This is a genomic window from Halobellus sp. H-GB7, assembly GCF_030848585.1.
GTDB classification, from domain to species: Archaea; Halobacteriota; Halobacteria; order Halobacteriales; family Haloferacaceae; genus Haloquadratum; species Haloquadratum inordinatus.
Genome location: NZ_JAVDDW010000001.1, coordinates 598,674 through 610,966, shown reverse-complemented (window position 1 = coordinate 610,966; position 12,293 = coordinate 598,674). Strand labels below are relative to the sequence as shown.

At 68.0% G+C, this 12,293-nt stretch carries 11 protein-coding genes; 3 read left to right on the top strand and 8 right to left on the bottom strand.

Features of this window, described 5'->3' with window-relative positions; genetic code table 11:
- Nucleotides 1-54: 54 nt before the first annotated feature.
- From RBH22_RS03275 to RBH22_RS03240, 8 genes are all read right to left on the bottom strand, one after another.
- The gene (locus RBH22_RS03275; protein ID WP_306676522.1) at nucleotides 55-480 is read right to left on the bottom strand and encodes an EamA family transporter; all 426 of its coding nucleotides are present in this window, start codon (nucleotides 478-480) and stop codon (nucleotides 55-57) included.
- A gap of 63 nt (nucleotides 481-543) precedes the next feature.
- The gene (locus RBH22_RS03270; protein ID WP_306676521.1) at nucleotides 544-1,797 is read right to left on the bottom strand and encodes an MFS transporter; all 1,254 of its coding nucleotides are present in this window, start codon (nucleotides 1,795-1,797) and stop codon (nucleotides 544-546) included.
- A 110-nt stretch (nucleotides 1,798-1,907) separates the two neighbouring features.
- Nucleotides 1,908-2,801, bottom strand: a complete 894-nt coding sequence (locus tag RBH22_RS03265; protein ID WP_256544844.1) for a DUF58 domain-containing protein — start codon at nucleotides 2,799-2,801, stop codon at nucleotides 1,908-1,910.
- Between the two features lie 2 nt (nucleotides 2,802-2,803).
- The gene (locus tag RBH22_RS03260) at nucleotides 2,804-3,745 is read right to left on the bottom strand and encodes a MoxR family ATPase (protein ID WP_256544843.1); all 942 of its coding nucleotides are present in this window, start codon (nucleotides 3,743-3,745) and stop codon (nucleotides 2,804-2,806) included.
- Between the two features lie 15 nt (nucleotides 3,746-3,760).
- On the bottom strand, nucleotides 3,761-4,861 hold the full coding sequence (locus RBH22_RS03255; RefSeq protein WP_256544842.1) for a hypothetical protein: 1,101 nt from the start codon (nucleotides 4,859-4,861) through the stop codon (nucleotides 3,761-3,763).
- Entirely contained in the window at nucleotides 4,854-5,210 is a 357-nt protein-coding gene (locus RBH22_RS03250; protein WP_256544841.1) for a hypothetical protein, read from the bottom strand. The genes RBH22_RS03255 and RBH22_RS03250 overlap by 8 nt, the downstream gene beginning before the upstream one ends.
- Nucleotides 5,207-7,630, bottom strand: a complete 2,424-nt coding sequence (locus RBH22_RS03245; protein ID WP_306676520.1) for a VWA domain-containing protein — start codon at nucleotides 7,628-7,630, stop codon at nucleotides 5,207-5,209. The genes RBH22_RS03250 and RBH22_RS03245 overlap by 4 nt, the downstream gene beginning before the upstream one ends.
- Complete coding sequence (locus tag RBH22_RS03240) at nucleotides 7,630-9,441, bottom strand: BatA and WFA domain-containing protein (protein WP_306676519.1); 1,812 nt, start codon at nucleotides 9,439-9,441, stop codon at nucleotides 7,630-7,632. Before RBH22_RS03240 ends, RBH22_RS03245 begins: the two co-directional genes overlap by 1 nt.
- Before the next feature lie 156 nt (nucleotides 9,442-9,597).
- Between RBH22_RS03240 and RBH22_RS03235 the strand changes: the two genes are divergently transcribed.
- The 3 genes from RBH22_RS03235 (at nucleotide 9,598) to RBH22_RS03225 (ending at nucleotide 12,211) form a co-directional block, all read left to right on the top strand.
- On the top strand, nucleotides 9,598-10,086 hold the full coding sequence (locus tag RBH22_RS03235; RefSeq protein WP_121568308.1) for an Lrp/AsnC family transcriptional regulator: 489 nt from the start codon (nucleotides 9,598-9,600) through the stop codon (nucleotides 10,084-10,086).
- The gene (locus RBH22_RS03230; protein WP_306676518.1) at nucleotides 10,083-11,249 is read left to right on the top strand and encodes an aminotransferase class I/II-fold pyridoxal phosphate-dependent enzyme; all 1,167 of its coding nucleotides are present in this window, start codon (nucleotides 10,083-10,085) and stop codon (nucleotides 11,247-11,249) included. Before RBH22_RS03235 ends, RBH22_RS03230 begins: the two co-directional genes overlap by 4 nt.
- Nucleotides 11,250-11,389: 140 nt before the next feature.
- The gene (locus RBH22_RS03225) at nucleotides 11,390-12,211 is read left to right on the top strand and encodes a hypothetical protein (protein ID WP_256288233.1); all 822 of its coding nucleotides are present in this window, start codon (nucleotides 11,390-11,392) and stop codon (nucleotides 12,209-12,211) included.
- The last annotated feature ends 82 nt before the right edge of the window (nucleotides 12,212-12,293 follow it).

Below are 12,293 nucleotides of genomic sequence, written 5' to 3'. Positions count from 1 at the left end.
CAAAAGACGTTGTCCGTTGCGGCAGGTCGGTGTGCAGCCTCGCGGCCGGCCGGTTCACTCGACGCTGACCAGATACACCGCTACGAGCGCGAGGCCGATCCCGAGCAGCTTCCGCCCCGTCAGCGATTCGTTCAGGAACACGATGCCGAGCGCCGAGCTGAGAACGAGGAACATCCCGAAGATCGGCGAGACGACGCTCACGGGACCGAGCGACAGCGCCCGGTAGTACGCGAGGATCCCGACCATCAGGCAGACGCCGGCGGCGAAGACGTACTTGGATTTGGGGTGAGAAACGTACGAGAGCGCGTCCGACCCGTTGTAGACGACGACGAGGACCGTGCCAGCGACGAGAATCGCGTTGCCCAAGAGCGCCGCGACGTTGCTGGGGATCTTCACCGAACCGGTCGTCGCGACGCTCATAAGCGGAGCGACGAGCGAGTACGCGACGAGGGCCAGAATAGCCCACGGGAGGTAGTTCATACTCGGCGTGGGTACAGCGACGGATTCACCGTTTCGATCGCAGCCCGATGGACCGGGCAGAGCTCAATCGCCATCGGCGCCGGCGGCCGCACCGGGAACCGCGAACGACGCGTCGCGGACGATGCGGAGCCCGAGAGCGAGCGAGAGGACGCCGAGGGCGGAGACGAGCCCGAATGAGACTGTGAGACCGGCCACGTCGACGAGATAGCCGAAGACGGGCGGGGCGACGACGCCGCCCAGCGAGATACCGATCGTGACGAGCGCGAAGTTCTTCCCCAGGTCCGCGCGCCGCGAGAGCCGATCGGCGAGCGTCGAGCGCGCCGGGCGGGAGAAGCTGATGCTCCCGCTCAAGAGTAGCACGATGCCGACCGCTGCCAACGGGAGCGAGAGCGTCGCCAGCAGCGCGGCGACGACGACGAGCGCGGCGTATCCGCCGACGACGATCGGCCCGGCACCGACGCGGTCGGTGAGGCCGCCACCGGCGAGGATCAGCCCCGCGCCGACGACGAGCATCGCCGACGTGAGAGCGCTCGCAGTCCCCTCAGGGAGTCCGTAGCCGCGCACGAGCAGGCTTGGCGTGTAGGTCCGGATCGCCCACGCGGCCGCAGAGGTGAGAAACGCGAGCACTGTGAGCCCCAAGATCCCGCCCGAGGAGGCGAGCGTCCGGAACAGCGCGCGAATCCGACCCGGAACGGAGCGCAGCGTGGGACGTTCGTCGGGGCGCTCCGCCAGCCCCGGCCGGGTGATCTCGTCGTCGACGCCGCGGAAGCGGAGCAGGCAGTAGCCGGCGAAGGCCGCGCCGACGACGGCGACGAATCCGATCGCGACGCGCCAGGACAGATCCAGCGCCGTCGTCCCGGCGACGACGGCGTATGGGGCGGCGAGCCCGACCGACCCGCCGAAGGCGTGGGCGCTGTAGGCTCGTCCGCGGTTCTCGTCGGTCGAGACAGCCGCGAGCAGCGGATAGTGAGCGGGGTGGTGGCCGGCGACCCCGACTCCGAGCACGAGCTGGGCGGCGAGCAGCCACGCGTAGGACGTGGCGAGCGCGGTGAGGGCCGCGCCGAGGGTGCCCACGACGAGCGAGATTCCAAGCACGAGCGTCCGGCTGTAGGCGTCGGAGACGTATCCCATCGGAAGCTGGAGGACGAGCACGACCGCGTTCTGCACCCCGATCGCGAGCCCGATGGCGGCGATGCTCACGTCGAAGCGGGCGGCGAGCACGCCGACGAGCGGCGCAAGCATCACCAGATAGGAGTGGTTCACGAAATGCGAGCCAGTGACGAGAGCGACGACCCGGCGGTCCTGTGCGTCGGTCACACCGGGACGTCACCACCCGAGCGAAATATAGCCGCCGGAAGCGCCCCGTCGCGGCCGGTTCATACATCGGCGCGTTACCGCTGTCGTCGCTGCTTCGTGCGCCGCCACCCTCACCGCCGTCTGCGCTGCCGCTCGCGGCGGTCCTGCTGCCGCCAAACCTCGGCGAAGGACTCGAAGAAGTCCGCGCCAGTGTCGACGACGACGTGATCGGCGCGGAGCGTTCGGGCTCGCGCGGCGACGTCGTCGACGTGTTCTGAGAGCCGGTCGCGGTACGCCTCGGCGGTCGAGCCGGCGAAGTACGCGCGCTGGGTCGTGCCCGTCTCGGGGTCCTCGAAGACGGTGTCGCCGGCGACGTCGGGGTCACGTTCCTCGGGTGCGACCACGTGGACGAGGAAGACGTCGTTGTGTCCGAGCGCGGCGATCCCGTCTTCGATCGCCTCGGGATCGTCGAGAAAGTCGCTCACGACCACGACGAGCGAGCGCGAGTGGATCGTCCGCCCGTACGCCTCCAGCGCGTCGGTGAAGTCGGTCCGGCCGTCGGGTTCGATCGCGTTCACGGCGTCGAGCAGGCGGAGGAGTTCGCCACGCGTAGACCGGCCGCGGTCGAGGCGGTCGACGCCCGTGCCGAGCGCCGAGAACCGGAACGAATCGTGCTGTGTGGCCGCGAAGTACGCGAAAGCGAGGCCAAATCGGGCCGCGAACTCGAATTTGTTGGCCGCGCCCTCGCCGAAGTCCATCGAGGCCGAGGTGTCGAGGAGAACGTGGACCGTGAGGTTGCGTTCGGCCTCGTACTGCTTGATGAAGTACTCGTCCGTTCGGGCGTAGACGCGCCAGTCCACGAGCCGAACGTCGTCGCCGGGCGTGTACCGGCGATAGTCGCTGAACGTCAGCCCCTCACCGACGTTCGACGAGCGTTGTGTGCCCTGTTGTCGGGCGTCGGTCTCGCGCCGCAGCGCCCCCTCCAGACGGGCCAGTTCGTCGAGGAACGCGGGCTCGATAGGCATCGTTACAACAGGTCTGCGACGACGTCGTCGGCGCCCACGCCCTCGCGCTCGGCCCGGAAGTCGACGATGAGGCGGTGTCGGAGCACCGGATGCGCCATCGCCTCGACGTCCTCCCAGGAGACGTGCGAGCGGCCGTCGAGGAACGCGCGCGCCTTCGCGGCGAGGACGAGACCCATACTGGCCCGGGGGCTCGCGCCGAACTCGACGTCTTCAGCGGTCCGCGTCGAGCGCACGAGGTCGATCACGTCGTCGCGGATGTCGTCGGCGATGGGGACCTGTCGGGTCAACTGCTGGGCCCGCTGGAGTTGGTCGCGAGAGAGGACGCGCTCTACCGTCGGATCGGGTGCGCCCGTGGTGTACCGGTCGACGATCTCGCGCTCCTCGTCGCGGCTCGGGTAGTCGACGAGGATCTTGAGCAGGAAGCGGTCGGTCTGCGCCTCCGGAAGCGGATAGGTCCCCTCCTGGTCGATGGGATTCTGCGTGGCGAGCACGAAGAACGGACGCGGCAGTTCGCGCGTCTCGCCGGCGGTCGTCACCTGCTTCTCCTGCATCGCCTCTAAGAGCGCCGCCTGCGTCTTCGGCGTCGCGCGGTTGATCTCGTCGGCGAGGACGATGTTCGCGAAGACCGGCCCGCGCTCGAAGACGAACTCCCGCTCGCCGTTGACTTCCCGGATGATTTCGGTCCCGGTGATGTCGGCCGGCATCAGATCCGGCGTGTTCTGGATGCGCGAGAACGACAGGTCGGTCGCCTCGGCGATCGTCCGAACGAGCGTCGTCTTCCCGAGGCCGGGATTGCTCTCGATCAGGCTGTTCCCGTCGCAGAGCAGACAGACGAGCAGTTGCTCGACGACGTCGGACTGCCCGACGATTCGCTTTGCGACCTCCTCGCGGAGGGCGGCGAGTCTGCGCTGAATCTGTTCGATCTCCTCGTTTGTTCCGTTCATCGTAGTAGGTTCAGATTAGGTCTGGGCGGCCGCGCCCTCGTCTTCCTCGTCGAACTCCCTGATCCGCAGATTGTACTCCCGGACGAGTTCGGCATCCTCGATCTGCTCGGCGCCGGTGAAGCCGGCCTGCTGGCTGTCGAACTCGCCGCTCCCGCCCCCGCCGACGTAGCCGCCCGACGGCCCCGTCGGACCGTCGCCGGTGCCGTCGCCGGTTCCGGGAACGGTGATGTTCTCCAGTTCGTCGCCGGCCTGAACGTCCTCGGGGTCGCCGAGGATCTGATCGCCGTCCTGCAGGTCGTCGTCGTCGGGCGGCGTGAGCTGTCCGTTACCGTCGCCACCCGGACCGAGAAGGCCGCCGAGGTCGGGGTCCACGATGGCGACCTGCACGCTCGCGAGGCTCACGAGGACGATCAAGAGCGCGGTAACGGCGACACGGCGGGTCGCGACGAGTTCGAAGCTCGACGTCTCGCCGAGCGTCTCGATCACGTCGTCGTAGAGGCGACGCGCCATCGCGGTGTCGGCGTCATCGCCGACAGCGTCGCGGGCGGTCCGCAGTGCCTCCCGAACCTGGGGGTTGGCCGTCTCGAACTGTTCGACGAGCGGGCGACGGAGTCGCAGCGCCGACTCCACGGCGAAGGCGACGACGCCGACCACGACGGCGAGAAGCGAGGCAGCGTGAATAGATCGCGGGGCGACGTCGCCGAGCAACGGGAGGGCGCGGAGCGCTTCGACGACGACCGTCGGGAGACCGAACGCGGTCGCGAGCCACGACGGTTCGAAGAGTGCGAAGGCGAGATTCGCAAGAACCGCGAGGAGTGCGGCGTCGACGGCGGCCTGGAGGAGTGCCGCCTTCTGCACTTCGCGTCTGACTTCGTCGAGCGCTTCCCGTACGCGATCCGTCGCGGCGGCGGTTCCGGTTTCGGCGGCAGGTTCCGCGTCCCCGTCACGCCCGTCTGCGTCCGCTGTTCGAGCGCCGAAGCCCGGATCGGCGTCGAACGTCAGGTCGTCGGCGTCGCCGTCGCCCCGCGCATCGTCGCCGTCGTCGGGCCACTCGCCGTTTCGTTCCTCGGCCGAACCGAGCCACTCCTCGACGGGGTCGTCGTCGCCGCTAGACATTTTCACACTCCTGTGGGACTGTCTCGTTCGCCTGCTGCCACTGCTGGCAGACTGCGCGTAGATCCTCCCGATACGCGTCGCGCTCGTCGCGAGCCGTCGACAGTTGGCTCTGTAGCTCCTCGACGCGATTCTCCAACTCCGACACCCGCGACTGCAACGACTGAATCCGGTCGCGGGCCGAGCGCAGATCCTCGCGGAGCTGTTCGTTCTGCGCTCGGAGTTGGTCGTTCTGTGCCGCCACCTCGGAGACGCCGGACTGATAGAGCGCCGTCACTCCGACGGTCCCGGCGGCGAGGACGAGGAGGGCGGCGACGAGCACGAGGTTCAGGCGACGGCCGACGAAACTCACGGGAGGCCTCCGTCCGACGTGGTATCGCGGCGACGAACTTGAAGCCGCCGGTAGCTCACTTCGGCCGTGAAGACGAGTAGGCCGAGGAGTAACGGGAGCCACGTCCAGTCGGTCCGAACGGGCCGGATGCCACGGGCGCGCTCGGTGGCGAAGCGAGCGATCTGTTCGCCCTGCCCCGCAGTGAACTCCCGGCCGCCGGTGTCCTCGGCGAGCGATTCCAGGGCCGGGTCGGGACCGAAGGCAGCGTACTCGCGGGCGTAGTCGGCGGCGTAGGTCGCATCGAGTATCTGGAAGTAGCCCGTGCTGTCGGGCGTCACCGTCGCCTGGAACGTCTCTTCGCCGACGCGCCGGAACGCGATGCCGTCAACCGCGGGGCGGTCGGCGCCGCGATAGGTCACGGTCGTCGGCTCGCCGACGCGCGTGTCGGGGATACCCGTGACGCCGGTCGCCTTCCGCTCGGGATCGCCGATAGCGTAGTTCGTCGTTCGGGTCACGAGCAGGGAGTCGGGTTCGCGGAGCAGACCGCCGAGCGTGCCGTCGTCGTCGTGCGCGGTGATCGTGGCCACGCGGCCCAGCCCGTAGCGCCACGTCGCGAGCGCGGGCTGGCCGGTGTCGCCGGCGACGAGGAAGTCCGCGCCGCGGCGGACGGACACGTCGTTGAACGCGTCGGGATCGGCTGTCAGCGTGACGCCGGAGGTGATGAACGTTCCACGGTCGATGACGATGAGTCCGGAGCCGCCGGGCGCGCCCGTACCGCCGAAGAGGATGCCGAGCCGAGTCGTCTCGGTCGCCCGGAAGTAGCTTCCTCCACCGGCGCCGGCGATGGTCCGCAGCGTGCGCTCGTTGATAGTTTCGCCCGCGCCGACGGTGACGACCTGGATCCCGCGTTCGGAGAGTTGTCGGGCGACGCCCGCGGCCTCGTCGGGGTTGTCGTGGCCGTCGCTGATGAGGATGACCGTCCCGACGCGGTCGCCGAGGAGTTCGCCGCCGCCATCGACCCCGGCGGCGATGTCGGTCGCCCCCCCGGCGCGAAGCCGCCGGATCTTGTCCTGAAGCTCCTGGCGGTTCTGCGACAGCGGTTCGACCTCGGAGACGCGATACGCCTGGTAGTTGAAGCCGACGAGCCCGACTTCGTTCTCGTCGCCGAGTTGGTCGAGCACCGAGAGCGCGGTCGCCTTCTGGATCCGCATTCCCTCCTGGGCGCTCCCCGAAACGTCGACCGAGAGGACGATGTTGGTCGATCGGGGTTCGCCCTCGCCGACCGAGACGGGAAGCATCGACGCGAGATTCGACCCCCGGTAGCCGCCGCTCTCGAAGGAGTTGGTACCGCCGACGACGAGCAGGCCGCCGCCGTCGATGACGAACTCCTGGAGGCGGTCGACGTTCCCGATCTCGTCGGCGGGGGTGTCCTGCACGACCACCGCGTAGTACGGAGAGAGGTCCTCCGGCACGCGCTCGGCCGTCTCGACGTCGTACAGGCGGTCGAGATAGTCGCGGAAGGGGTACTCGCCCGGCGAGACGTAGAGGATCTCCGGGCGCTCGACCACGCGAACCGTCTTCCGGCTGACGTCGTTCTCGACGAACCGATCGGTGACGTCGATCTCTGCGGTCACGGTGTGGCTGCCGGTGGACTCGAAGGTGTGGTTGAACACCACTGGCGCGGGCACGTCGTTCACTGTCCGTTCGAGCACCTGTTCGCCGTCGACCGAGACCGTGAGGGTCGCGGTGGTGTTCCCGCCGACGCCGTCGACCCGGGCGACGAATCGGTTCTGGACGCCGAGGCTGGCTTTCTCGGGCCCCTCGATCGTCACGTACCGTTCTCGCGTTCGGGGTTCCATCGAGACAGTCGAGACCGTCGCGTTGGCCGAGCGCGCGAGTTCGGCCGCCTGCTGGAGCGACTGCCCGCTCGTCACCCGCCCGTCGCTGAGGAGGACGAGACTCCCGTTCTCGCGGATGTTTGCCGCGACGGCGTCGCCGACGGGTGAGGAGTCGGCCGCGCCGACTGGGACCTGTCTGACCGAGACACCCGCGGATTCGATCGACTCCGCGAGCCGGTTTTCGACGTTCGGCGTGACGGCCATACTGTCTGACTGGTCGACGAGCATCGTCACCCGCGGCTCGCCGGTCGTCAGTTTCGATTGGGTCGTGTAGGGACCGGCCGCCGAGAGCACGACGAGCGCGACGACGGCGAGCCGTGCGGCGAGGAACCACCGTCGCGAGTCCTCCGAAGCCGTCCCAGACGCGTCGCGGAAGACGAGCGCCCAGAGCGCGAGCGCCGCAATTGGAAACGCGAGGAGGTACGTTGGGCGCGCGAGGCCGACGGAGAGTCCCTCGATCAGTTCGACCGACAGTTCGAGCAGTGTGGCCGTGGCGGGATCGAGCAGGATGGCCGTCGGCACGAGTGCCCCGAGCGCGACCATCAGAGATCACCCCGCCGGCGGAGGAACGCCACCTCGCCAATCGCGACGGCGACGATGCCGAGTGCGACGAGTTCCGTCAGCGGGTCGGGAGCCGTCCGTTCCTCCTCCCGCGTGGTCGGCCCGCCGCCCGCCGTTGCGTTGACAGTCGCCGCCGACACGTCGGACTCGGCGGGATCGAGCAGTGAGGCGCTGTATCGGACTCCGTCGGCGGTGTAGAACCCCGCGTCGGTCGCCTCGACGCTCGACGCGGTCACCTCGCCGCGCGGCGTCTGGACCGTCGTCTCGTTGCCGAGCCTGATCCGCTCGCCCGTCTCCCGGTTGAGTTCCGAGAGCGATTCTCGGCCGGCGAGCGCGTAGACGCTCCGCTTCCAGAAGATCGGATACTCGAAGTCGTATTTGAACGCCGAGGCGGCTTCGACGTAGCCGTAGTAGAGCACGCGCCCGCCGCCCTGGCTGTCGCGGGCGATAATCGGCGTTCCTTCCGTGGTCGAGACCAGCGCACGCCCCGCGCGGAGGTCACCCTGGACGTACCGCTCCGGCGGCGGGAACGTGATGTCACGGGTAAGTTCGTCGTCCGCAGGCGTCCTCAGCGTCGGATTCGATCCCACGCCGCTGGGCGAGACGAGCAGCAGATCGCCGTACGATTCGACCGGCATCGACTCCTGTGCCTGGATACCGACGCCACCGCCTGCCGCGAGCGCGTCGCGGCCAGCGGCGACGTGCGAATCGCGGAGTTGCCCGCCGGCGACGTTGCTGTAGAGCACCACGTCGTAGGCGTCCGTGGGCGGCGACGGAACTGACGACGGAGGCTCGACGACCGTCAGCTCGACGGGATCGACGAGCGAGAGCGCGGTCGTGAGATAGCGATTCCGGTCGTTCGTCACGAGCAGCACGTCGACGGTGGCGTCCGAGGGCGCGGCGACGTACGCGACGTCGTCGGTCGGGAACGAATCGCCGGGCGAAAGCCGTATCTCACCGCCGCCCGCCGGGACCGGAAACGTGAGGCTGCGGACGTCACCGGGGGCCAGCGAGACCTGTGTCGTCTCCCCGCCGAGCGATACCTGTCGAGTCGCGTTCGCTGTCCCGAAGTTCTGCACGGAAACGGTCACCTGCTCGCCCGAGAAGCGCCGGTCGACGATGCCGACGTTGTTCGTTCCGCCCGCCGCGAACTGCCGCAAGTCGACCGTCAGGCCGCGAGCGCTCGCCGCCTGCACGGCCGTCTCCCAGTCGGTGTCGCCGGCGAAGTCGCTGACGACGACGACGCGAGCGTTCTCCCCGGCGACGCTCGTCGCTCGCGAGATCGCGGTTCGGAGGTCGCCTGGCGCGCCCGTCGGACGGAGTGAGGAGAGGACTCCCTCGGCGTCGGCGGCGCTGCCGCTGCGTAACGCGATCGAGGCGTCGCCGCCAGCGACGACGATGGACGTGGTCGAGGTGGTGGCGTCGCGGGCGCTGTCGATCGCTCGGTCGAATCGTGTCACTCCATCCGACTGGACGTTCATACTCGCACTGGCGTCGACGACGAGCACCGTCTCCTCGACTGTCTCCGACTGCGACGTCGAGACGTACGGCGTCGCGAGCGCCGTCGCAAACAGGAGTATCGCCAAGAGCTGCAACAGCAAGAGCGCACTCCGCTTCAGCCGTTCGAAGAGGGGCGTCGACGACGACGTCCCCGCCGAGTCGGTCAGGAACCGGACCGTCGGCAGCGTCACTCGGCGCGGGTCCGGGCGTACCAGATACAGGAGGATCACGGGGACGGCCGCGAGGAGGGCGGCGAGTCCGAGCGGGGAGAGAAAGACGTCCGAGAGGGCCATCGTCACAGAGGCGGTCCGCCGGGGTATTGGGCCTTTCCCACCCGACGTGCTCGACCCGTGTCACGACCCCGAGGTGCGTGTGAGACTTTGACTCGCGGCATTTGGTATCATATAAGGAGAGCAAACCCTTTCAACGGGGACCGCATCGAACCGTCTATGGAAGCGAAGCGGGAACTGCTCGACCTGTTGCTGAGTGACGCTCGACAGAGCACGGACGACATCGCGCGACAACTCGGTGTGGACGCAGCAACGGTCGAAGCACTGGTCGACGAACTGGAGTCCGAGGGGGCGATTCGCGGCTACCAGGCGGTCGTCGACTGGGACAGCGTGGGCGAAGAACACGTCCGCGCGGAGGTCGAGTTGAACGTCGAACTCGACCGCGAAACCGGCTACGAGGAGATCGCCCGGCGCATCGCGAAGTTCCCGGAAGTGTCGTCGCTGCGGCTCATCTCCGGCAGTTACGACTTCGCAGTCGACGTCGAGGGCGAGTCGATGCACGACGTCTCGAACTTCGTCTCCGAACAGATCGCGCCGATCCCCGAAGTCACCCAGACGGTGACGCACTTCGTGATGACGACGTACAAAGAACGCGGCGTCTACTTCGGCGACGGCGACGACGACGATCGACTCTCGATCTCGCCATGACCGAGGGGACACACAGCCCGCTCTCGAAGCGGGCCCGAGAGACGCCGCCGTCGGGAATCCGCCGGTTCTTCGAACTCGCCGAGGAGATGGACGACATCGTCTCCCTCGGCGTCGGCGAACCCGACTTCTCAGCGCCGTGGGCCGCCCGCTCCGCCGCGATCGATTCGCTGGAGCGCGGTCGCACCTCTTACACGGCCAACCGGGGCCGTAAGGACCTCCGCGAGCGGATCGCAGAGCACGTGACGCGCTACGACCTCTCCTACGAGCCCGACGAGGAGATCCTCGTCACGGCGGGCGCGAGCGAGGCGGTCGACCTCGCGATGCGTGCCCTCGTCGATCCCGGCGACACGGTGGCTGTCCCACAGCCGTCGTACATCTCCTACGGCCCGACGGTGACGTTCGCCGGCGGCGAGGCGCTCCCCGTGCAGACACGCGCGGAGAACGACTTCGTCCTCACCTACGAGGACCTCGAACGCGCCGGGGCCGCAGACGCGGACACGCTCGTCCTCTGTTACCCGAACAATCCGACGGGCGCGGTGATGACGCGTGAGGAACTCACAGAAGTCGCCGAGTTCGCCCGCGAGCACGATCTGGTCGTGCTGTCCGATGAAATCTACGCGGCGCTCCGTTACGAGGACGAGCACGTCTCGATCGCGACGCTCCCCGAGATGCGCGAGCGGACGGTCGTGTTCAACGGCTTCTCGAAGGCCTACGCGATGACTGGGATGCGCTTGGGGTACGCCCTCGGCCCAGCGGAGATCATCGACGCGATGAACCGCATCCACCAGTACACGATGTTATCCGCGCCGACGACGGCGCAGTTCGCCGCGATCGAGGCGCTCGAGTCCTGCGACGACGCCGTCGAGGAGATGCGCCAGGAGTTCGACCGTCGGCGCAAGTTCGTCATCTCCCGCTTCAACGAACTCGGGATGGACTGCTTCGAGGCGAAAGGCGCGTTCTACGTCTTCCCGAAGTGTCCGCCGGGCTGGGAGGACGACGAAGCGTTCGCGGAAGCGCTCATCCGAGAGAAGCGCGTCGCGCTCGTCCCGGGACGCGTCTTCGGCGAGGGCGGGAACGGACATCTCCGCGTCTCGTATGCGTCAGGGATGAGCGAACTGAAGGAAGCGCTGAACCGGATCGAGTCGTTCGTCGAGTCGAACTAATAGGGAATATCGTAACTGTTCGGAGATTCTCGCCGTATCGTCCGGCGAGACATCTATGGAGACGTACGATAATCCCTATAACCTGACAGACGTTTCATATCACAAAGTATTACTTTAGTGGCGGTTTTGTGTGCAGACGAATGCACACAGGAGGCGGCCCCGACGGGACAGACGTCGGTGCCACTGTGGGCGTCGCGACCGCGCTCGACGATCTGAAGTCAAACGGTAGCGCGCTTTTGATCGTCGGATCCGTGCCCGATGAGGTCTACGCTCGTCTGTCCGGGTGTATGCTCGGCGACGAGGACGCGGCGGACCGGCGTCGCGTCGTCGTCGAACGGGGGGCGAGCCCAGACGCCCGATTCGAAGACGTCGAGCGCTGGACGCCGGAGTGGACGCGAATCCTCCGATGGGACGTCGCCGCGCGACGCTCGACGACAGCCAACGGACAGAGAGCCACGCATCCGGGTGCGCGGGCCGGTCCGTCCTCGAATTCCCGCGACGAACCGGCGCCGATGGGCCACCTGCCGGACGTCGACTCGACGCCCGGGATCTACGTCGGCGAACGTGGGTACGCGGGCGCCTCCGTGACGGCCGAAGGATCGATCGCCGAACTCGGAGTCGCGATCGGCGAGGCGATCGAACAGCTCGATTCGGTCGCCGGCGGTCTCGACCCCGCCGAGTTGCGCGTCGCGTTCGACTGCGTGGCCCCCCTACTGTCCGAGTACGACGAACAGACGGTGTTCCGTTTCCTGCACATCCTCGCGAACGACGTCCGGACGGTCGACGGGATGGCACACGTTCGGCTGCCGGAACCTCTCGAATCCGAGACGACCCGACTCCTTGCGCCCCTGTTCGACGCCGTCGTCGAGTTGCGGCTCGACGGCACGACGCCACAGCAGCGCTGGCACTTCCGGGACGCCAACGTCTCCTCGGAGTGGCTGCCGATCGATCCACAGTCGTAGCCGTCTCTGCCCAGCGGGACAGAGAACCCACACGGGCCGTCGATCACCAGTACGCTTTTTGCTTCGTGCGTGATGTATTGTC